This is a genomic window from Bacillus sp. LJBV19 (assembly GCF_017797845.1).
Lineage (GTDB): Bacteria > Bacillota > Bacilli > Bacillales > Bacillaceae > Bacillus > Bacillus velezensis.
This window is the reverse complement of record NZ_CP072563.1, coordinates 1,860,781-1,878,197: the sequence shown is the minus strand read 5'-3', so window position 1 is coordinate 1,878,197 and position 17,417 is coordinate 1,860,781. Positions and strand designations below refer to the sequence as shown.

Genomic DNA, 17,417 nt, shown 5'->3' with positions numbered 1-17,417 from the left:
TTTTTTTTTACAGCCTGAACCTTTTGAGATGATCAGTCAGATGTTCTTTTTCTAATATGTTTCTTTGCGTATCACCGAGCAGGTCAAAGTGGGGAAATTCATTTTTATGGTGAATCCACTCCGGCTTCAGCCCGTACTCCGCTCCCCATCTGATCAGTTTATTGAGATCGCTTGAACCGGCCTTCGTCACGGTCTTAGCCTCCGGAAAGCGGTCGTCCAGCCAGTAATGCGTTAAAAAAGCGATTTTCCCTTCCGATACATCCCACTTCCATCTTTCCAGTTCCTTACGCGTAATTCCAAATGCCATAACTGCAGCCGCTCCTTATTTTTTTGCCTTTTCGTAAGCGGCATGCCAATCAGGAAAAGCCTTGCGAAACTGAATCGGTTTGAAGCTCTCTTTATCAACGCATATATGAGAGGATGTCGCTTTGATGGCAAGTTCTTGATCCGGATTATAGATGTGGTAGCCGTAAACGGTTTTAAATCCGTTATATTCTTCAATCCAAGTATGTACGACAGCCGTTTCTCCGTAGCGGAGCGGCTTTTTATAAGAAATGCTGATATCCAATACAGGGGACAGCACTCCTCTATCTTCCATATCCTTGTAAAGGAATCCGAGTTCCTTAATCAGCGCCGTTCTGCCGACCTCCATCCAGACTAAGTAATTGGCATGATAGACGATGCCCATTTGATCTGTTTCCGCATAACGCACTTCTATTTCTTTTTTTGACACATGCAACGTTCTCTGCTCCCTTATTATCAGATTAGCCCCATTTTATCACAACGAGCCGGAAAGAGAAAAAAACCAGGTTTCCCTGGTTTTTATTATGATTGATAGCCGTTTTCTCTTGCAGCCGATTCATCCTGGATTTCACTGCGGAACGATTCAATGCTTTCATTGCGTCTGGCATTCTTCTCTTGAATGCGCTGTTTTTCCTCATCTGTCGCAAATTCCATTGATTCTTTGGCTTCTTTTATATTTTCAATTGTATTCTGCACCATATCCTGCAGCTTTTCAACGTTATCGGAACGGTCATCCGGATTCGGTTTTTGATAATTGTTTGTCATAATGTCTGCTCTCCTTTGATGATGTTATTCGCCTTTCGTCTGCATGACAATCGGATGTCCGTTTGACTTGTCATGAAACTTTTCCCCTTTGTTGCGTTTATATTTAACGGGTTTTGTCCCTAAGTGGCTCGGAGCGTATTGCGGCTGGCCGTCTTTCTTGTTTATGCCCATGTTCATCCCTCCTTAAGAGTATATTTTGCAAAAGGAGGTGCAAACATGACTGCAAATTAAAGGTTATTTTTGTTTGAACCGCTGCTCCAGCTTTTCTTCAAGCTGATTCAAATATTCCGTATTGGTCATCAGCTCACGTTTATTTTCCATAACCAATTCATGAAAAGAACGTTTTCGCATTTTTTTCAATCTTCTCACCTCCGTGTTTTCATTCATTTTTTCCAATTTTTCAAAACCTAAGCCCTTCACAATAAAAAAACTGAACCTCTATTCGAGATCCAGTTTTTCTTTCATTTCTTTTTTTGTCATTGTGCCTACGCGAATATGCTGAATGGTTCCTTTTTCGTCTAATATGTATGTTGTCGGATAAGAAAGCACGTTGAAATCTCCGTTAATTCCGCTTTTGTCAATCAGAATAGGAAATGTCAGCTGATAATGATCAGCAAATGATTTCACAGCCTGTATATTTTTTTCAGAGGACGTAAAATTAACGGCTGCTACCGCAATATCAGGATATTCTTTCTGCAGCTCCTGCATATCGGGCATTTCCATTCGGCACGGTTTGCACCACGTCGCCCAGAAATTGAGGAGCACTTTTTTTCCTTTATAATCAGAAAGGGAGATGCTTTTTCCTGACAATGTATCAAGTGTAAAGTCAGGGGCTTTCATCCCTTCTTCTGTCCCTTCTTTCGGACTTTTTTGTACAGAATAAATGTTCCAGCCCGCATACACTAACAACCCGATAAGTAATATTCCGCCCAGCCATTTCGCAAGCATCTTAAGGCCTCCCGCATAAAAAGAGAGAAAGCAGACTGCTTTCTCTCCTTTGTTCATTCTGCTACTGTTTCATTTTATCGCGAAGCACCATTTGTAAAATGCCGCCGTGGCGATAGTAATCAATTTCCACTTCACTGTCAAAACGGACAACAACTTCAAATGTTTTTACCGTACCGTCTTCACTGATTGCTCTGACAGTCAGCAAGTCGCGCGGACGTACAGATTCATCAACATCCACCTCGATGACTTCCTTACCGGTTAAGCCGAGTGTATCCGCGTTTTCACCCTGTTTGAACTGAAGCGGCAGCACACCCATGAAGACGAGGTTGCTTCTGTGAATTCTTTCAAAGCTTTCGGCAATGACTGTTCTGATGCCGAGCAGGTTTGTTCCTTTTGCAGCCCAGTCACGTGAAGAGCCCATTCCGTAATCTTTTCCGGCAAGGACGACAAGACCCGTTTTATCTTCTTTATACCGCATGCAGGCATCATAAATAGATGTCACTTTCCCGGTAGGCCAATGTGTTGTGTATCCGCCTTCTGTACCCGGTGCGATTTGGTTTTTAATGCGGATATTGGCGAATGTTCCTCTCATCATGACTTCATGGTTTCCGCGGCGTGAGCCGTAAGAGTTAAAGTCACGAGGAGAAACGCCTTTTTCCTGCAGGTATTTGCCCGCCGGTGTGTCTTTTCCGATCGCTCCGGCCGGAGAAATGTGGTCAGTCGTCACGGAATCGCCGAATTTGCCGACAACGCGAAGTCCTCTTAAAGGCTCAACTTTTCCCGGCTCTACAGACATTTCCTCAAAGAACGGCGGGTTTTGAATGTAAGTGGAATCCTGATCCCACTTGTACAGCGCTTCATCCGTCGTTTCGATTTCGTTCCAGCGCTGGTTGTCGTCAAATACCGTTTCATACTCTTTGCGGAATAATTCCGGCGTAACAGTCTGTTTGACGAGAGAATTGATTTCATCCATGGACGGCCAGATGTCATCGAAATAAACATTTTGTCCGTCATTTCCGACACCGATCGGATCCGTTTTCAGGTTGATATTCACAGTGCCTGCTAATGCGTATGCGACAACAAGCGGAGGTGACGCAAGGTAGTTTCCTTTGACAAGCGGATGGATCCGGCCTTCAAAGTTTCTGTTACCCGACAAGACAGAAGTGATCAAGAGATCATTTTTAGCAACCGCTTCTTCAATCTCTGGAGAAAGCGGGCCGGAGTTCCCGATACATGTCGTACAGCCATACCCTACGAGGTTAAAGCCGAGCTCCTTCATGTAAGGAAGCAGGCCTGAGTTGACTAAGTATCCAGTAACAACCTTAGACCCCGGTGCAAGTGATGTTTTAACATAATTCGGCACTTTCAAGCCTAATTCTACCGCTTTTTTGGCTACCAATCCGGCACCGATTAATACATAAGGGTTTGATGTATTCGTACAGCTTGTAATAGCGGCGATTGCAATCGCCCCTGTTTTCATAACCGCATCTTCACCGCTGTTAAGTTTAAATGAAATTTCTTTGTTCTCTTCAGCAGCATCCGCTCCGAATCCTTGGTTGCCGGCCGGGCTGACAAGATGTTCTTTAAACGTTTCCTGCATAACGGAAAGCGGGATTAAATCCTGCGGACGTTTCGGTCCTGAAAGGTTCGCTTCGATTTTTGACAGATCAATTTCCACAACGTCTGTAAAAATCGGCTCTTCCGCGTCAGGCGTATAGAATAAACCGTTGTTGCGGCAGTATGCTTCCACAATATCGATCTGCTCTTCTTCACGGCCGGTCAGACGCAGGTAAGAAAGTGCTTCCTCGTCAACCGGGAAGAATCCGCAAGTCGCTCCGTATTCCGGCGCCATATTGGCAATAGTCGCACGATCCGCAAGCGGAAGCTCAGCAACACCAGGACCGAAGAATTCAACAAATTTATTGACTACGCCTTTTTCGCGCAGCACTTGAGTGACTTTCAGCGCCAAGTCAGTCGCCGTCGTTCCGTTAGGCAGTTTTCCGACAAGTTTCGCGCCGATGACCTCAGGAACAGGGAAATATGAAGGCTGGCCGAGCATTCCCGCTTCCGCCTCAATACCGCCGACACCCCAGCCGAGGACGCCGATTCCGTTAATCATTGTTGTATGGGAATCTGTTCCCACCAATGTATCAGGATATGTCACAAGTTCTCCGTCTTCCTCTTTCGTATGAACGACACTTGCCAAAAACTCAAGGTTTACCTGATGAACGATACCTGTTGCAGGCGGAACAGCCTGATAATTGTTAAACGCTTTCTTTGCCCAGCTTAAAAATTTATAACGTTCTGCATTTCTTTCGAATTCTAAGTCCATATTAATGGCTAACGCGTCTTCCGTACCGGCTTTGTCGACTTGTACGGAGTGGTCAATGACCAGGTCAACCGGAATTTCAGGATTGATTTTATCAGGGTCTCCGCCGACAGAGGCCATGGCTTTTCTTAAAGATGCCAGGTCAACTACGGCCGGAACGCCGGTAAAGTCCTGTAGAATAACCCGTGACGGTTTAAACGGCACATCGATATCTTTTAATTCAGCAGTACCCCATCTTGCTAAATTTTCAACATGTTCTTTTGTAATGACACGTCCGTCTACCTGACGCAAAACAGATTCCAAAAGAACCTTAATAGAATAAGGAAGTTTTGAAACATTGCCGACCCCTGCGTCTTCCAATGCTTTTAATGAATAGTAGTTGTATGTTTTCCCATTTGAAGAAAATGTTTTTCTTGCTTGGAAAACGTCTTGTGTTGCGACTTTTTGCTGATTTGTCATTCTCCAAAATCCCCCTTCAATGATCAAGATCGTTCTTTAGATGAATGTTCACATTCCATCACAATTTTCTCACAATTTCATCTTAGTATAAAATCATACATAAGTAAATATCAATGTTTTTATTAAATACAATAAGATCGTCTTATCAGCATGATTTTCGGTAAATTTTGTCCGATTTTCCGCCTCATACAACGGGCTGTAAAGAGCCATATTAATGTTGAGGTGATGATCATGGTAAAACGGAAAGCCAATCATGTAATTAACGGCATGAATGATGCGAAAAGCCAAGGCAAAGGCGCGGGTTATATAGAAAATGACCAGCTCGTCCTGACGGAAGAAGAACGGCAGAACAATAAAAAAAGAAAAACAAACCAATAGCCGGAACACCTTAAAAAGGAGGCTTTAACATGACAAATAAAAATACGAGTAAAGATATGCATAAAAATGCTCCGAAGGGCCATAACCCCGGCCAGCCGGAACCGCTGAGCGGAAGCAAAAAAGTGAAAAACCGCAACCATACAAGACAAAAACATAATACAAGCCACGATATGTAAAACAGACCCCGGTGTCTGTTTTTTTGTGCCATTCACCCATTCAAAGCTTCTGCATACGTTATAGCAAGGCTTTTTAATATGGAGGGATGCTTCCATGAATCACTCAAAAAACGCTGAAGAATTTGATGATACGGAAGAATGGCTGCGGCAGTTTTACGAGGACCCGTATGCTTGGTATGACGAGACGCTGCCGATCGATCTATATGAAACAAGCCGTCAATATATCATTGAAGCCGACCTGACGGCGCTGAAGCAGGTGCAAGCGATGACCGTCACTCTTTCGGGAAATGAGTTTATGCTCTCTGTTAAAATGCTTGAACGGACGTTAAACAAACAAATGATGCTTCCTTTTTATCTGAATGACAAACATATTTTCACTGATTTCACCAACCATATTCTGACCGTCTCCATGAACAAGGAGCCAAATGAGACTCCTGCCTCTTTTTCCTTTCAATTTCCTCTATAACATAAAAAAGCCGCTTTCATCCCTCAATGGAAGCGGCTTTTTTGTCCGGTCATATCAGTCATATACCCTCAAAGTGAATCTCCCATGGCCAAATAGCAGAATCACTATACGATAGAATATGTTCTAGCAACCGGAATGACTGGACATCTATCATTTTTTCTATTCTTTTTTTCATGTGTTCTTCTATTCTGTCTTCGTTTACAATATGGTTAAAGTAAGGAGGAGATAGAACAATGCTGGAAGGCTGGTTTATGTGGTTTATTTTATTTTGGGTCATCGTGATGATCGGATTGCTGTCTATCGGCGGGTTTTTTATGTTTCGAAAATTTTTAAAACGCTTACCGAAAGAAGACGGCCGGTCAGAACTGGATTGGCAGGACTATTATATTGAAAAAAGCAAGCACTTATGGAATGAGGGTGACAAGGCGTTTTTGGATGAACTGGTCACCCCCGTGCCGGAGCTCTTCCGGGATGTAGCCAAAGCGAAAATCGCCGGAAAAATCGGTGAACTTTCCTTAGCGGAGGAAGCTGAACAAATAAACCGTGATTTAATCATCAGGGGTTACATACTGGCCACTCCTAAGCGTGATCATCAATTTTTAAAAAAGCATCTCCGTGAAAAACAGATTGATCTTACTCCTTATCAAGACCTGCTCAAATAAAAAACCTTTCCGGCGGACGGAAAGGTTTTAATTCATCTGAATATCAGCGGTCTTCAGTTCATTCGAAAGTTTGCGGTAAGACAAAAACATCGCGATGCGCCACGGGACAATCATTCCGAAAGCAAGAATCCAAAACATCCCGCTTAAAGCTCCGTAATCAATCGTCGTGCTCAAAATGGATTTCATAGCGATTCTGATAACCAGCAAACCAATCAGGATAAACACAAACGCTTTTGACCGTTTTAAATAGATTTCATTATTTTTAATCTCAAATTTAGATGTTTTAATCAGAAAAATAGAGAAGATTACGCCCAGCGTAATGGCCTCCAAAAATTCTTCGCCCGTCACTCTGAAAATCGGAAAAAGGAACATAAGCGCTCCCGTACTCATGAAAATCGGCGGGAGAATTATTTTTTTAGGTGAAGCGGGCTTGTCGGAGGATTTAATCCTGACGATCATCACGGAAATTGCCATGGCCGCTGCAATAACGGATGAAATTATAATCATCATCTTTATCATTCCTTTGCTTGCACGGAGTTTGATACTATATACTATACTCCAAAAACATAAAAAAAACCAATTTGAAAAGAGAACACGTTTACGTTCCCGTTACCCGCCCTACGGCTTCCAGCACTTTAGATGCTTCAAACGGTTTAACGATAAAGTCTTTAGCGCCTAATTCAATCGCTTCCAGAACGATCCGCTGCTGCCGCATGGCGGTGCACATGATGATCCGGGCTTTCGGGTCAAAAGCTAAAATATCCTGCAGCGCCTGTATACCGTTTTTGACCGGCATGGTAATATCCATTGTCACCAGGTCGGGACGGATTTTTTGATATACTGCCAGAGCTTCCTCACCGTCAGCCGCTTCCCCGGCCACTGTGTAATTCGCCGATTCCAGAATCTCTCTGATTTTCACCCTCATGAACTTGGCGTCATCTACAACTAAAACTCGTGTCATATTCCCCTCCACATATTTAACATTAACTAGTCTTATTGTACCAAAAACGAAAGGGTATATAATAGTTCAAAAGTTATTAATCCGTTACAGACCCGTAAATCCTCCGAAAAGATTTGACAGAACGATCAGAATGTAGCTCATCCAGTTAAAAAACAGCATAACCCCGATCAGAATCATAAGAATGCCGCCGATTTTCATGATAAGCAGCTGATGCTTGCGAATCCAATTCATTCTGGTAATAAAAAATGAAAGAACAAGAAAAGGAATCGCAAATCCGAGAACATATAAAAACATATACGGCACTGCTGAAGAAGGATTTGTATTGGCCAGCGAAAATACCGCTCCTAAAATGGGCCCGCTGCACGGCGACCAGCCGGCTGCAAACGCAAGACCGATCAGAACCGAACCGATAAACCCCTCCGGACGGCGCTTAAAGTGAATGCGCCGCTCTTTCATCATGAATTTCGGCTGAAACACACCGGCAGTAATCAGCCCGAAAAGGATCAGCATGATAGCGCCAAACTGGCGGATCGCTTCATGATATTGGGTGAAAAAACTGCCGATAAATGAAGTTCCATATCCCAATGCGATAAAAATCACGGAGAAACCAAGCAAAAAACAAAGTGTATGCACGAGGCCACGCTTTTGCAGCATCACCTTTTCTGTTTTCACCTCGTCCATACTGACACCAGTTATGTAAGATAAAAAGGCGGGGTACAACGGCAGACAGCATGGAGAAATGAAAGACAGAAATCCGGCCCCAAACGTCAGAAAGTAATTAAAACTCACGATGACACACTCCCTTCGAGTTATGACAAAATCATTTCATTTTTTTAACACTTTCCCGAGAAGGATTACTTTTTATAGAAAAAGCTTATATAATTTAATTTGACATCGAGATATTATACTCCTTCTTATTTGAAAAACAGTATAAATGTGGATATAATAATAGCGACTCAGGTGAAAGATTTATGTATGAAAGGATATATCCCTGTGATTAGAGAGCATCTATTAAATGAAATTGAAAAAAAACGGGCAGAGCTGCTTAAAATCGTCATGACAAACGGAATGACATCAAACATTACGATAGAACTCAGCCAGGAGCTTGACCACCTTCTCATACAATATCAAAAAGAACTGCACACCGGCAGTTGGGGTGAAACATGACGCCAAAATAAAAAACCCTCTCCGGGTTTTTTATTTTTATAACCATGTATCTCTATATCATAATCTGTACGTATTATTTCGCTTGATTATTCATGGCTTTCATCATTTGATTAATTTTCTTTTGAGAAGGTTTCATTCCCATTTGCATCATCATCATGCGTAACATTTGTTCATTAATAGGCGGATTCTTTTTCAAATAGCTCATCATATATTTACGAGCAATAAAAAACCCGAGTGCAACACCTATGAGCAATGCGACAACGCCCACTAGGATGCCAACCCATAAAGTCATTTTATTTCCTCCTTCATGTTGTCTAGTTTAAAGTGTACTAAACCAAAGGCTATTATACAACATTTACATCTCTTTTTCCTCGTTTTTAGACAAAATTTCTTTCTCTGACCGGATTTAACCACCCGTAGCGCCGTGTCTTGAAATCCATTGCAAGAAAACAGGGGCTGATTTTACGCAGAATCTCAAAGAAAATCGTTTCCGCCTCATAATCTCCCGAAGCTGCAATCTCAATTAAACTGTCTTTCATCATGAAGGTGGCGCGGCCCTTTTCTCCGGGCAGTGTAAGCCGGTAAATGGAATCCAAACGGCTGTAACTCATTCGGTTTAAATGCAGCTGGAGACGCTGATGCATATGTATCACCGGAATCGGTTCCGTTATATATTGAACTTGCTTTTCTGTCATTTGATATTTCTGGGGTGTCAGATCTGTCCAATGATAGTCTCGAAACAACTCAAACATAGCCGTTTCCCGCCCGAAGTAGTGGTTCGCAAACTCATCCTTTATCAGGTGCGTATAGTAATGACGTTCCATTTCCTCATCCCCTTTTACAGCGCTTCGTTATTGCTTTCTATTATACAAAAGGAGAAAAGAAAGAATTGTCTATTACTGTTACGCCGCCCCTTCTATTTTTGTCGCATAAACAGGAAAAAGAGGATGATTTGACTCATCCTCTTTTGTCTCGTTATTTGTTTAAAAGTTTTTTCACGCGGTCAACCACGTTTTCTGCAGTAAACCCGTATTCTTTCATAATTGTTTCTCCCGGAGCTGAAGCACCGAAACGGTCAATTGCGAGAACGTCTCCTTCAAGACCGGTAAATTTGCCCCATCCGAAGCTTGAACCCATTTCGATCGCAAGACGTTTCGTCACATTCGGAGGAAGCACGCTGTTTTTGTACTCGGCCGATTGTTTTTCAAAGCGGTCCCAGCTCGGCATGCTGACTACAGATACGTGAATGTTTTCTTCAGCCAGTTTCGCTTGAGCTTCGATCGCAAGTCCGACTTCAGAACCTGTCGCTAAAAGAAGAGCGGCCGGTGATTCTGTTTGGGCTTTGGAAACGATATAAGCCCCTTTATCCACGCCCGCATACGCTTCTTCAGCCTGCTGATCAATCGTCGGCAGGTTTTGGCGTGTCAATACAAGAGCTGTCGGATGATCTTGGCTTTGAACGGCAACCTTCCATGCAGCTGCGGTTTCATTTCCGTCAGCAGGTCTGATCACAGAAAGGTTAGGAAGTGCGCGTAAAGAAGCAAGCTGCTCAATCGGTTCGTGAGTCGGCCCGTCCTCTCCTACGGCAATACTGTCATGCGTGAATACATAAGTGACGGGAAGACCCATCAATGACGCCAGACGAATGGCAGGTCTTAAATAATCAGAGAACACAAAGAATGTGCCGCCGAATACGCGGAGGCCGCCGTGAAGCGCCATTCCGTTTAATGCAGCGCCCATCGCAAATTCACGGACACCGAACCAGAAGTTTTTCCCGGCGTAGTCTTTGGCCGTGAAGTCTCCTCCATTTTTGATTGTCGTTTTATTTGAACCCGCAAGGTCAGCAGATCCCCCGACAAAGAAAGGAATTTTCTTGGCGATCCCGTTCAGCACCTCACCTGAAGATGCGCGGGAAGCAAGGCTGCTGCCTTTTTCATAAACGGGAACTTCCTGATCCCAGTCTTTAGGAAGCTCGCCTTTCATGCCGAGTGACAGCTGTTCAGCAAGCTCAGGATATTTTTCTTTATAAGCCGCGAACAGTTCATTCCATTCCTGTTCTTTTTTCGAGCCGGCTTCTTTTACAGCTTGATTGAAATGCCCGTATACTTCTTCCGGAACATAAAAATCTTCTTCAAACGTCCAAGCATACGCTTCTTTTGTCAGCTTGCTCTCTTCTTGTCCTAACGGAGCGCCGTGAACGCCGGATGTGCCCGCGCGGTTTGGAGAACCGAAACCGATCGTGGTTTTCACTTCAATCAAAGTCGGTTTTTTATCATTCTGGCGCGCTTTTTCAATTGCAGCCGTCAATTCAGCGATGTTGTTTCCGTCCTCAACATAAAGAACTTCCCAGTTCATTGCTTCAAAACGCTGCTTTACATTTTCAGAGAAAGAACGGTCTAAATCGCCGTCTAAGGAAATGTCATTAGAATCGTATAATACGATCAGGCGGCCTAATTCAAGATGGCCTGCAAGAGAAGCTGCTTCGGAAGAAATGCCTTCCATTAAATCGCCGTCTCCGCAAATACTGTATGTATAATGATCAACTACGTTGAATGAATCACGGTTATATGTCTCAGCCAGATGGCGTTCTGCAATTGCCATTCCCACTGCCATTGCAATACCCTGTCCAAGCGGCCCGGTCGTAGCGTCTACTCCGGCTGTGTGCCCGAACTCCGGATGTCCCGGTGTTTTGCTTCCCCATTGACGGAACTGTTTCAAGTCTTCAATGCTGAGGTCATATCCGCTTAAATGCAGCATGCTGTATAAAAGCATTGAACCGTGGCCTGCTGATAAAACAAAGCGGTCGCGGTTAAACCAGCCCGGATTCTGCGGATTTACATTCATAAATTTCGTCCACAATGTATATGCCATCGGAGCGGCTCCCATCGGCATGCCCGGATGTCCGGAATTCGCTTTTTCAATTGCGTCTATAGATAGTGTACGAATGGTGGCAACTGATTTCTTTTCAATTGTATCCATTATAATCCCCTTCCTTATTGTTGTACCTTTTCATCATAAAGCGATGCTGACTTTTTCTCAACTCTTTCAGCTTAAATTTGAGATAAACTTGTTGAAAATTGTCGTAAAGCACATCCTGATATTAGTATATACGAAAAAAGAATACGTATTGCCGTATTCTTTCTGTTTAATGAAGATTATTTTTCTGTTGTTCTCTTTTTAATTTTTCAGGGGTGACATCGTTGCCTTCCGGATCAATCACTTTTACGCTCTTTAACGTATTTTTCATTGAGGAGCGGAATCCTTTCAAATATTCCTGGCGAAGCTTTTGCTGTTCAGCTTTTTCCTCATCCGTTATTGTGTTTGATTTAGCTTTTTGAGCCAATTCGTTAATTCTTGCGATTTTTTCTTTAGAAATCATAATAAGCTCCTTTGGTGCGTGTTGATTATATACTACTAAAACGCAGTCTTTTTTACAACTGATGCGCGTCAGCTGCCTTCTGTGTCTGCGGTATATTCCTGAAACCGCCGGTGAACCGTGGCTTTGGACACATCATAGCCGAATCCCCTTAAGGTCGCTGCGATTTCTGCAAAGGTAAGCTTGTTGGCTCTCAGCCTGATAATTTCCGAAACCGGAACCTCTTTTTTTTCTTTTCCGCTGTTTTCATGTCTGTTTTTCAGATTCCGTTCAGGTTTGTAGCCGTTTTTCACGGCTCTTTTCATTCCCCGCCGGATTTTCATATTGTGAATTTTCCTTTGATATTCCTCAACAATACTGACGATTTCAAGTACCATCGTATCAGCTTCGGAAAGCTCCAGTTCACCTTTATGAGCCGTCGTATATATCTTTACGTTCTCCCTGTAAATGCAATGCAAAAGCGCTATCTTGGCGTTTCCTCTTCCCAATCTCGTTTCGTCCTGCACCAATATCGCGTCAATATGTGATTTTTTAATTTCATCAAGCATTTCAAATACTCCGTCGCGGTCCATTTCGTAACCGCTGGCTTTCTCAGAAATGACTTTCACGACTTCCATGCCGTTTGCAGCAGCGATCTCACTGAGCTCCTCTTCCTGTCTTTTTAATGACGTTTGCTGCTGTTCTTTGTTTGTGCTTACGCGGGCATAAATGAGCGCCTTCATTTCTCTCTTTCCTCTCTAATTGACAATGGCCAGCTGATATACGGCCGGATGCTTCTTCTTAACCGGAAGAATAAGTTCGTCTCCGGGCTTTATATCAGCAGTTTGGAGATGATTATTCTCCGTCACCCACTCAATGAAATCTTCTTTATTAATGTGTTTCTTTTCTGCTACATGATCCGCAAGTGACCAGAGTGTATCGCCGTCCTGAACCTTTATTTTAACATATTGGCTGAGGGACTGATCATTTCCCGCACATGAGACAAGTAAAATAGCGGCACTTAAAATCGCAGTAAACAGTCCGACAAATATGATAGATTCTTTCGCCATGTAAACAACCTCCAATAAGAATGTTTGTTCGCTTTTTATACCTTTCAGTATATACGAACAAACGTTTCTGTCAATCGTTTTTTTCGAACCTATGTTTGTACTGTCAGGAAAATCATGCTATAATCTACTTAAAATCGACGTTTTGAGGTGCGAAATATGACGAAGCTATCAAAAAGGCAGCTTGATATCCTGCGTTTTATTAAAGAAGAGGTAAAAACGAAAGGATATCCGCCTTCTGTAAGAGAGATAGGAGAAGCAGTAGGACTGGCTTCCAGTTCAACCGTGCACGGCCATTTGGCGCGGCTGGAGACAAAAGGCCTGATCAGACGGGACCCTACTAAACCGAGAGCGATTGAGGTATTGGATGAAGAAGAAGTCCAAATTCCGAAAAGCCAGGTCGTAAACGTTCCGGTCATCGGGAAAGTGACGGCGGGTATTCCGATTACGGCTGTTGAAAATATCGACGAGTATTTTCCGCTTCCCGACCGGATGGTTCCTCCCGGCGAACATGTCTTTATGTTAGAAATCATGGGAGAAAGTATGATTGACGCCGGCATTTTTGACAAAGATTACGTCATCGTCAAACAGCAGAACACGGCCAATAACGGAGAAATCGTCGTAGCTATGACCGAAGATGATGAAGCGACGGTCAAGCGCTTCTATAAAGAAGACAATTATGTGCGGCTGCAGCCGGAAAATCCGACGATGGAGCCGATTATCCTGCAAAACGTAAGCATTTTGGGGAAAGTTATCGGCGTATTCAGAGCCGTACATTAATTCTATTAAACTTCATTTATCGTAAAAAACCCCTTACAGAGGGGTTTTTTTGCATAAAAAAAAGCAGATTCGCCCTGGCTTAAGAAACGAATCTGCTAAGGAGGAAAAACTTACATTCTTATTATCCGACATCACACTTTTGAAGTCAACTAATAATGTTTCCCTTAAGAAACTTTTCATCCATTTTTCAACTTTGTATATTTGTGCGTGATGAATTTGCTTTTGTTTATCTTTTCTTTGGGCGGGTGCATCAAAATTTATATATGAATATTTAGTACATAGTACAATAAGTTATATTTAAATATAAAAAAACCCGCTGCCTTTAGCGAGTATCTATTTTCAATCAAAATGATAATATTCTACACCGTATAACCCTTTAATATAGACGGGGCCACAGACGTTTGAAGAACTTTCAACCAGAATCCTGTATTTGTGATACGGATCAATTGATTTTTTATCCTGGGCACTGAGGTTTAACCAGCTGCCGCTGTAGTTTTTAGAACTTAATGTATAAAAATTTCCGTTCAGCGCCATCCGCTGGAGTTTCATGCTTAAACCGCACGAAGAGTTGTTCATTATGGTGAACTTATATCCTAAAAAGTAATCGTCGGCAGCTACAGCCCCAGGATTTTCAATATGAAACTCTTTTGCATTTCCCTCCAAAGTGAAGCTTGTTTTTGATCCGAATTCAGTGGTAGCCGCTTTAGCTGAGTGTATTCCGCTAAAACATAATAAAAAAACAGCAATACAAATCCAGTATTTTTTCATTTGCATCCCCCTTTTTACATATTTTAACTTGTGAATCCTGTGATGTCTATTCACATTTTATTAAAACGTATACTTTATAACCACTATATACCAGTTTAAAAATTTGCGGATTGCTTACAATGAAGACTAAACGAAATAACGAAGGTGGTTCAAATGAAACACGTAATTGCTTTCGCTTCTAAAACGGCGCTCACACTTGCTTTACTGTACATTGTTCTGGATCTTATGTACCAAGTAACCTTTTTAAACGTTCTGTTTATTACAGTGATCTTAAGTTTAATCACTTATTTTGCGGGTGATTGCATGATTCTGCCGAGAACAAGCAATTTCACAGCCGTTGCAGCTGATTTCGGAATTTCATTCATTGTATTATGGATATTCCTTATGAACATTGGCGGATTTAATGTCTCGCCTGCCGCGGCATCGGTTATCTCTGCACTTTGCATTTCTGTTTTCGAGGCATTTTTTCACCGGTATTTGCAGCAATATGTACTTCCCGAAGATTATCAGGACACAACAGAGACGGATAGCACGCTATGGAGCTATCAAACCGAGGCGTCTGAAGAATTAGTGCCGGAAAAAGACCCTCAGGAAAAAACATAAAAAGGAGGCAATCGCCTCCTTCTCTTTTTATTTCTGCTTCTGATCGTCCAGCGGCAGCTGCAGCAGTGAGTCTGTGCCTGTCGCTTTCGGCGTTTTTCCGTCCCATTTTTCAATCCATTTATATTTGATCATTTCATCGGACATTGATTTCTTTATGATTTCGTTATAATCAGCGATCCCTTCCGCTTCAATTTTTTTCTTTTTCGCTTCGGCTTCGGCTATTTTAATTTCAGTTTGTGTCCGTTCAAGTTCCTGTGAAGATTTCACCCTTGCATCGATGGCTTCCTGTGTGGCTTTATCCGGCTTCGGTACGCCAAGCGTCAGATCATCAATTAAAAATCCAAGACTCTTCATATCATCAGCAAATCTCTTTTGAACATCGGCAGCGGCTTCTGCAGATTTTTGCCCGTATGTGTCAATAACCGAGTATTTGCTGATTGATTTTCGCGCCGCATCCCACAGCCTTGTTTTTAAATATGTATTTTCAATCGTTTCAACGTTTACCGCGCCGAATTTGTTAAACAGATCGACTACTTTATCAGGCTGCACGACATAGTTGTAAGCGATATCCATTTCTATATTTTTACCGTCTGAGGTTGCCACTTTTATATTTTCATTATTCACTGTCTGCATACGCACCGGATATTCCGTTACTTTATTAAATAAACCGACTAAGTGCCAGCCTTGGTCCAATGTGTCGGATTTTACCCCGCCATTCGGTGAGTATACAACCCCGACATAACCGTTCGGTATTTTTTCAATGAATAGTGACGCTGTAACGCCCGCAATTAAAAGGGCAGCACCTATAATCACACCGCCGAGAATTTTTTTTGTGTTTCCGCGCTTATTTTCGCTCATGCTGATCTTCTTCCTCCCATGACTTTTTGAATTTTTTGGCTCTGCTTCCCACTTGTTTAAAGATTGGACTAAGCATCAGCCATAAACCGAATCCGATGATGACAAGAAGAATGATAGACCCGATCATCACTTTCATTTGCCCACCTCTTTTCTTTCATCCTGTCAATTATGTATACGATCTTAAGAACTTAAAGTTTCATAAATTTCAAAAGAAAAAGCCCCGCCGACAAAATAGGCGTGCTTATTCATAATTGTCACTGATAAAATCAGAAATCGTTTTTGTGAATTGATAAAAGGTCCCGTTTTGTGTGGATGCTCTGCTTTTCAGCGTAAAAGTGTCAAATAGTGATTTTCTGAAGCCGGTGCTCATTTCGATTTGAATACTCAATCCGGATGAAGATTGATTGGCAAGGTTGTTCGGACTGACGCCTGCATATTTATCATTTATGCCAAGAAGAACGGCAGGATACCCGTGCCGTTTCAGCACATCGGTCAAAAGTTCGGCCCGTTCTCTGTCTGTACCGCCGATTTTTATCTTTTTATCATCACTGCCGTAACCGTGCAATGAAATGACATTAGAGTGCTCTTTCACCATTTGCACGGCCTTAGGTTCATCGAAATGCGAACTTGTCAAATGCAGAGCCGCATTACCGGCTGATTTTAACCCTTCAAATAAATATAAACTCCGGTTTTCGGCAATTTCTCTGGCTAACTCACTGGTCCCCGGCTCTATGCCTCCGCCGTGTATAGCTAATATGAGGACAGAAGGGTTATGCTCTCGCGTTGAAATGGAAAAATCGGAAGGATTTTCATTCAACTTTAATTCCTCGAAACTGCCGTAAATATCTGAAGCGGCATTAGCTCGAAAGAACGGCAGGAGCAAAAACGGTAAAATCAAAACTAAAATTCCTTTTTTGGTTATTGATGGCATTTGTATGTTTATGTTACAATACAAATGCTTCAGCCTTTGAAGCGAACGGCAGAACAGGGTGACTTTGGACGGTTTCTTCTGCTCTGCCTCTTTGCCAGCTGCTTTATGGTCTACTCTTCTAACCCTTTTTGCCATAACATCATCCTTTCTTTTGTTTACACTTTTGTCACAATATTATATACGTTGGACAAAACCTCCGTTCATCTTGAAGAATAAAAACATCAAAACAACTTCTATCCTTTAACCTAAAAAAGTCTTTCTGTTCAAAGAGACGGAAGGCTTAAATATTTGCTCTTGGCATAGACGGTTACGGAGCGGCCGCTTATTTCGAAGTCAAATTCGAACGTGACGTATGATTTCCCAATTCAAGAATCCCCGAAACAAATTGAATGTAACTGCTGTTTCCATAAAAAAAGACTGCTGTTAAGCAGTCTTTTTTCG

General features: G+C 42.5%; 27 protein-coding genes. 7 read left to right on the top strand and 20 right to left on the bottom strand.

Annotated features, from left to right (window positions below; genetic code table 11):
* Positions 1-7: 7 nt before the first annotated feature.
* The 7 genes from J6600_RS09135 to acnA form a co-directional block, all read right to left on the bottom strand.
* Positions 8-307, bottom strand: coding sequence for a hypothetical protein (locus J6600_RS09135; RefSeq protein ID WP_209388284.1), 300 nt, complete (start codon positions 305-307; stop codon positions 8-10).
* Between the two features lie 15 nt (positions 308-322).
* Positions 323-739 carry a YbgC/FadM family acyl-CoA thioesterase gene (locus J6600_RS09130; RefSeq protein WP_003153973.1) on the bottom strand — a complete coding sequence of 139 codons (417 nt, stop codon included), beginning with the start codon at positions 737-739 and terminating at the stop codon, positions 323-325.
* Positions 740-825: 86 nt separating this feature from the next.
* Positions 826-1,068: a small acid-soluble spore protein Tlp gene (gene tlp / locus J6600_RS09125; protein WP_209388283.1), complete on the bottom strand. Its 243-nt coding sequence runs from the start codon at positions 1,066-1,068 to the stop codon at positions 826-828.
* 24 nt (positions 1,069-1,092) lie between these two features.
* A complete protein-coding gene (locus tag J6600_RS09120; RefSeq protein WP_003153977.1) occupies positions 1,093-1,239 on the bottom strand; it encodes an acid-soluble spore protein N in 147 nt (48 codons plus the stop codon).
* Between the two features lie 63 nt (positions 1,240-1,302).
* Complete coding sequence (locus J6600_RS09115; protein ID WP_012117651.1) at positions 1,303-1,428, bottom strand: FbpB family small basic protein; 126 nt, start codon at positions 1,426-1,428, stop codon at positions 1,303-1,305.
* A gap of 78 nt (positions 1,429-1,506) precedes the next feature.
* On the bottom strand, positions 1,507-2,016 hold the full coding sequence (locus tag J6600_RS09110) for a TlpA family protein disulfide reductase (protein ID WP_022553283.1): 510 nt from the start codon (positions 2,014-2,016) through the stop codon (positions 1,507-1,509).
* A gap of 61 nt (positions 2,017-2,077) precedes the next feature.
* Positions 2,078-4,804 (bottom strand): aconitate hydratase AcnA, encoded by a 2,727-nt coding sequence (acnA, locus tag J6600_RS09105; RefSeq protein ID WP_209388282.1) that lies wholly within the window; start codon positions 4,802-4,804, stop codon positions 2,078-2,080.
* Positions 4,805-5,035: 231 nt separating this feature from the next.
* Here acnA and sspO point away from each other — a divergent pair, with 231 nt between their 5' ends.
* From sspO to J6600_RS09085, 4 genes are all read left to right on the top strand, one after another.
* Positions 5,036-5,182 carry a small acid-soluble spore protein SspO gene (sspO, locus tag J6600_RS09100; RefSeq protein ID WP_003153982.1) on the top strand — a complete coding sequence of 49 codons (147 nt, stop codon included), beginning with the start codon at positions 5,036-5,038 and terminating at the stop codon, positions 5,180-5,182.
* Positions 5,183-5,211: 29 nt separating this feature from the next.
* Positions 5,212-5,358 carry a small acid-soluble spore protein P gene (locus tag J6600_RS09095; RefSeq protein WP_003153984.1) on the top strand — a complete coding sequence of 49 codons (147 nt, stop codon included), beginning with the start codon at positions 5,212-5,214 and terminating at the stop codon, positions 5,356-5,358.
* 94 nt (positions 5,359-5,452) lie between these two features.
* Positions 5,453-5,824, top strand: a complete 372-nt coding sequence (locus J6600_RS09090) for an Hsp20/alpha crystallin family protein (RefSeq protein WP_209388281.1) — start codon at positions 5,453-5,455, stop codon at positions 5,822-5,824.
* A gap of 233 nt (positions 5,825-6,057) precedes the next feature.
* Complete coding sequence (locus J6600_RS09085; protein ID WP_209388280.1) at positions 6,058-6,486, top strand: DUF2621 domain-containing protein; 429 nt, start codon at positions 6,058-6,060, stop codon at positions 6,484-6,486.
* A gap of 27 nt (positions 6,487-6,513) precedes the next feature.
* Here the strand turns inward: J6600_RS09085 and J6600_RS09080 are convergent, their stop codons facing one another.
* The 3 genes from J6600_RS09080 to J6600_RS09070 form a co-directional block, all read right to left on the bottom strand.
* Positions 6,514-7,005, bottom strand: a complete 492-nt coding sequence (locus tag J6600_RS09080; RefSeq protein WP_007611735.1) for a CcdC family protein — start codon at positions 7,003-7,005, stop codon at positions 6,514-6,516.
* A 79-nt stretch (positions 7,006-7,084) separates the two neighbouring features.
* Complete coding sequence (locus tag J6600_RS09075; RefSeq protein WP_007410327.1) at positions 7,085-7,447, bottom strand: response regulator; 363 nt, start codon at positions 7,445-7,447, stop codon at positions 7,085-7,087.
* 84 nt (positions 7,448-7,531) lie between these two features.
* Positions 7,532-8,239: a cytochrome c biogenesis protein CcdA gene (locus J6600_RS09070; RefSeq protein WP_088056486.1), complete on the bottom strand. Its 708-nt coding sequence runs from the start codon at positions 8,237-8,239 to the stop codon at positions 7,532-7,534.
* Between the two features lie 201 nt (positions 8,240-8,440).
* Between J6600_RS09070 and J6600_RS09065 the strand changes: the two genes are divergently transcribed.
* Complete coding sequence (locus J6600_RS09065) at positions 8,441-8,614, top strand: aspartyl-phosphate phosphatase Spo0E family protein (RefSeq protein WP_012117647.1); 174 nt, start codon at positions 8,441-8,443, stop codon at positions 8,612-8,614.
* A gap of 73 nt (positions 8,615-8,687) precedes the next feature.
* Here the strand turns inward: J6600_RS09065 and J6600_RS09060 are convergent, their stop codons facing one another.
* The 6 genes from J6600_RS09060 to yneA form a co-directional block, all read right to left on the bottom strand.
* Positions 8,688-8,906 carry a YneF family protein gene (locus tag J6600_RS09060; protein ID WP_003153994.1) on the bottom strand — a complete coding sequence of 73 codons (219 nt, stop codon included), beginning with the start codon at positions 8,904-8,906 and terminating at the stop codon, positions 8,688-8,690.
* A gap of 85 nt (positions 8,907-8,991) precedes the next feature.
* Positions 8,992-9,438, bottom strand: a complete 447-nt coding sequence (sirA, locus tag J6600_RS09055; RefSeq protein WP_021493417.1) for a sporulation inhibitor of replication protein SirA — start codon at positions 9,436-9,438, stop codon at positions 8,992-8,994.
* A gap of 151 nt (positions 9,439-9,589) precedes the next feature.
* Positions 9,590-11,593: a transketolase gene (gene tkt / locus J6600_RS09050; protein WP_014418018.1), complete on the bottom strand. Its 2,004-nt coding sequence runs from the start codon at positions 11,591-11,593 to the stop codon at positions 9,590-9,592.
* Positions 11,594-11,759: 166 nt separating this feature from the next.
* Positions 11,760-11,993 carry a DUF896 domain-containing protein gene (locus J6600_RS09045; RefSeq protein ID WP_003153997.1) on the bottom strand — a complete coding sequence of 78 codons (234 nt, stop codon included), beginning with the start codon at positions 11,991-11,993 and terminating at the stop codon, positions 11,760-11,762.
* Positions 11,994-12,061: 68 nt separating this feature from the next.
* Positions 12,062-12,712: a YneB family resolvase-like protein gene (locus J6600_RS09040; protein ID WP_021493418.1), complete on the bottom strand. Its 651-nt coding sequence runs from the start codon at positions 12,710-12,712 to the stop codon at positions 12,062-12,064.
* A gap of 15 nt (positions 12,713-12,727) precedes the next feature.
* The gene (gene yneA, locus J6600_RS09035) at positions 12,728-13,039 is read right to left on the bottom strand and encodes a cell division suppressor protein YneA (RefSeq protein WP_003154001.1); all 312 of its coding nucleotides are present in this window, start codon (positions 13,037-13,039) and stop codon (positions 12,728-12,730) included.
* A gap of 156 nt (positions 13,040-13,195) precedes the next feature.
* Between yneA and lexA the strand changes: the two genes are divergently transcribed.
* Complete coding sequence (lexA, locus tag J6600_RS09030) at positions 13,196-13,816, top strand: transcriptional repressor LexA (protein WP_007611720.1); 621 nt, start codon at positions 13,196-13,198, stop codon at positions 13,814-13,816.
* 339 nt (positions 13,817-14,155) lie between these two features.
* Here lexA and J6600_RS09025 read toward each other — a convergent pair whose 3' ends face one another.
* Positions 14,156-14,584: a hypothetical protein gene (locus J6600_RS09025; RefSeq protein ID WP_038458127.1), complete on the bottom strand. Its 429-nt coding sequence runs from the start codon at positions 14,582-14,584 to the stop codon at positions 14,156-14,158.
* Positions 14,585-14,737: 153 nt separating this feature from the next.
* On the opposite strand from J6600_RS09025, the gene J6600_RS09020 reads away from it, so the two are divergent.
* Positions 14,738-15,187 carry a YndM family protein gene (locus J6600_RS09020; protein ID WP_017417873.1) on the top strand — a complete coding sequence of 150 codons (450 nt, stop codon included), beginning with the start codon at positions 14,738-14,740 and terminating at the stop codon, positions 15,185-15,187.
* Positions 15,188-15,214: 27 nt separating this feature from the next.
* Here J6600_RS09020 and J6600_RS09015 read toward each other — a convergent pair whose 3' ends face one another.
* From J6600_RS09015 to J6600_RS09005, 3 genes are all read right to left on the bottom strand, one after another.
* A complete protein-coding gene (locus tag J6600_RS09015; RefSeq protein ID WP_022553287.1) occupies positions 15,215-16,045 on the bottom strand; it encodes a prohibitin family protein in 831 nt (276 codons plus the stop codon).
* Positions 16,032-16,181 (bottom strand): hypothetical protein, encoded by a 150-nt coding sequence (locus tag J6600_RS09010; protein ID WP_014418013.1) that lies wholly within the window; start codon positions 16,179-16,181, stop codon positions 16,032-16,034. Before J6600_RS09010 ends, J6600_RS09015 begins: the two co-directional genes overlap by 14 nt.
* A 105-nt stretch (positions 16,182-16,286) precedes the next feature.
* On the bottom strand, positions 16,287-17,111 hold the full coding sequence (locus tag J6600_RS09005; protein ID WP_021493419.1) for a poly-gamma-glutamate hydrolase family protein: 825 nt from the start codon (positions 17,109-17,111) through the stop codon (positions 16,287-16,289).
* Positions 17,112-17,417: the final 306 nt, after the last annotated feature.

What these genes read in the sequence shown, in the direction of transcription:
- yneA (WP_003154001.1), bottom strand. Translation starts at nt 13,039, where the DNA reads ATGGCGAAAGAATCTATCATATTTGTCGGACTGTTTACTGCGATTTTA.
- J6600_RS09075 (WP_007410327.1), bottom strand. Translation starts at nt 7,447, where the DNA reads ATGACACGAGTTTTAGTTGTAGATGACGCCAAGTTCATGAGGGTGAAA.
- J6600_RS09020 (WP_017417873.1), top strand. Translation starts at nt 14,738, where the DNA reads ATGAAACACGTAATTGCTTTCGCTTCTAAAACGGCGCTCACACTTGCT.
- J6600_RS09135 (WP_209388284.1), bottom strand. Translation starts at nt 307, where the DNA reads ATGGCATTTGGAATTACGCGTAAGGAACTGGAAAGATGGAAGTGGGAT.
- lexA (WP_007611720.1), top strand. Translation starts at nt 13,196, where the DNA reads ATGACGAAGCTATCAAAAAGGCAGCTTGATATCCTGCGTTTTATTAAA.
- J6600_RS09005 (WP_021493419.1), bottom strand. Translation starts at nt 17,111, where the DNA reads ATGGCAAAAAGGGTTAGAAGAGTAGACCATAAAGCAGCTGGCAAAGAG.
- J6600_RS09120 (WP_003153977.1), bottom strand. Translation starts at nt 1,239, where the DNA reads ATGGGCATAAACAAGAAAGACGGCCAGCCGCAATACGCTCCGAGCCAC.
- J6600_RS09040 (WP_021493418.1), bottom strand. Translation starts at nt 12,712, where the DNA reads ATGAAGGCGCTCATTTATGCCCGCGTAAGCACAAACAAAGAACAGCAG.
- J6600_RS09080 (WP_007611735.1), bottom strand. Translation starts at nt 7,005, where the DNA reads ATGATAAAGATGATGATTATAATTTCATCCGTTATTGCAGCGGCCATG.
- J6600_RS09090 (WP_209388281.1), top strand. Translation starts at nt 5,453, where the DNA reads ATGAATCACTCAAAAAACGCTGAAGAATTTGATGATACGGAAGAATGG.
- J6600_RS09085 (WP_209388280.1), top strand. Translation starts at nt 6,058, where the DNA reads ATGCTGGAAGGCTGGTTTATGTGGTTTATTTTATTTTGGGTCATCGTG.
- J6600_RS09015 (WP_022553287.1), bottom strand. Translation starts at nt 16,045, where the DNA reads ATGAGCGAAAATAAGCGCGGAAACACAAAAAAAATTCTCGGCGGTGTG.
- J6600_RS09060 (WP_003153994.1), bottom strand. Translation starts at nt 8,906, where the DNA reads ATGACTTTATGGGTTGGCATCCTAGTGGGCGTTGTCGCATTGCTCATA.
- sirA (WP_021493417.1), bottom strand. Translation starts at nt 9,438, where the DNA reads ATGGAACGTCATTACTATACGCACCTGATAAAGGATGAGTTTGCGAAC.
- sspO (WP_003153982.1), top strand. Translation starts at nt 5,036, where the DNA reads ATGGTAAAACGGAAAGCCAATCATGTAATTAACGGCATGAATGATGCG.
- tkt (WP_014418018.1), bottom strand. Translation starts at nt 11,593, where the DNA reads ATGGATACAATTGAAAAGAAATCAGTTGCCACCATTCGTACACTATCT.
- J6600_RS09045 (WP_003153997.1), bottom strand. Translation starts at nt 11,993, where the DNA reads ATGATTTCTAAAGAAAAAATCGCAAGAATTAACGAATTGGCTCAAAAA.
- J6600_RS09095 (WP_003153984.1), top strand. Translation starts at nt 5,212, where the DNA reads ATGACAAATAAAAATACGAGTAAAGATATGCATAAAAATGCTCCGAAG.
- J6600_RS09110 (WP_022553283.1), bottom strand. Translation starts at nt 2,016, where the DNA reads ATGCTTGCGAAATGGCTGGGCGGAATATTACTTATCGGGTTGTTAGTG.
- J6600_RS09025 (WP_038458127.1), bottom strand. Translation starts at nt 14,584, where the DNA reads ATGAAAAAATACTGGATTTGTATTGCTGTTTTTTTATTATGTTTTAGC.
- tlp (WP_209388283.1), bottom strand. Translation starts at nt 1,068, where the DNA reads ATGACAAACAATTATCAAAAACCGAATCCGGATGACCGTTCCGATAAC.
- J6600_RS09010 (WP_014418013.1), bottom strand. Translation starts at nt 16,181, where the DNA reads ATGAAAGTGATGATCGGGTCTATCATTCTTCTTGTCATCATCGGATTC.
- acnA (WP_209388282.1), bottom strand. Translation starts at nt 4,804, where the DNA reads ATGACAAATCAGCAAAAAGTCGCAACACAAGACGTTTTCCAAGCAAGA.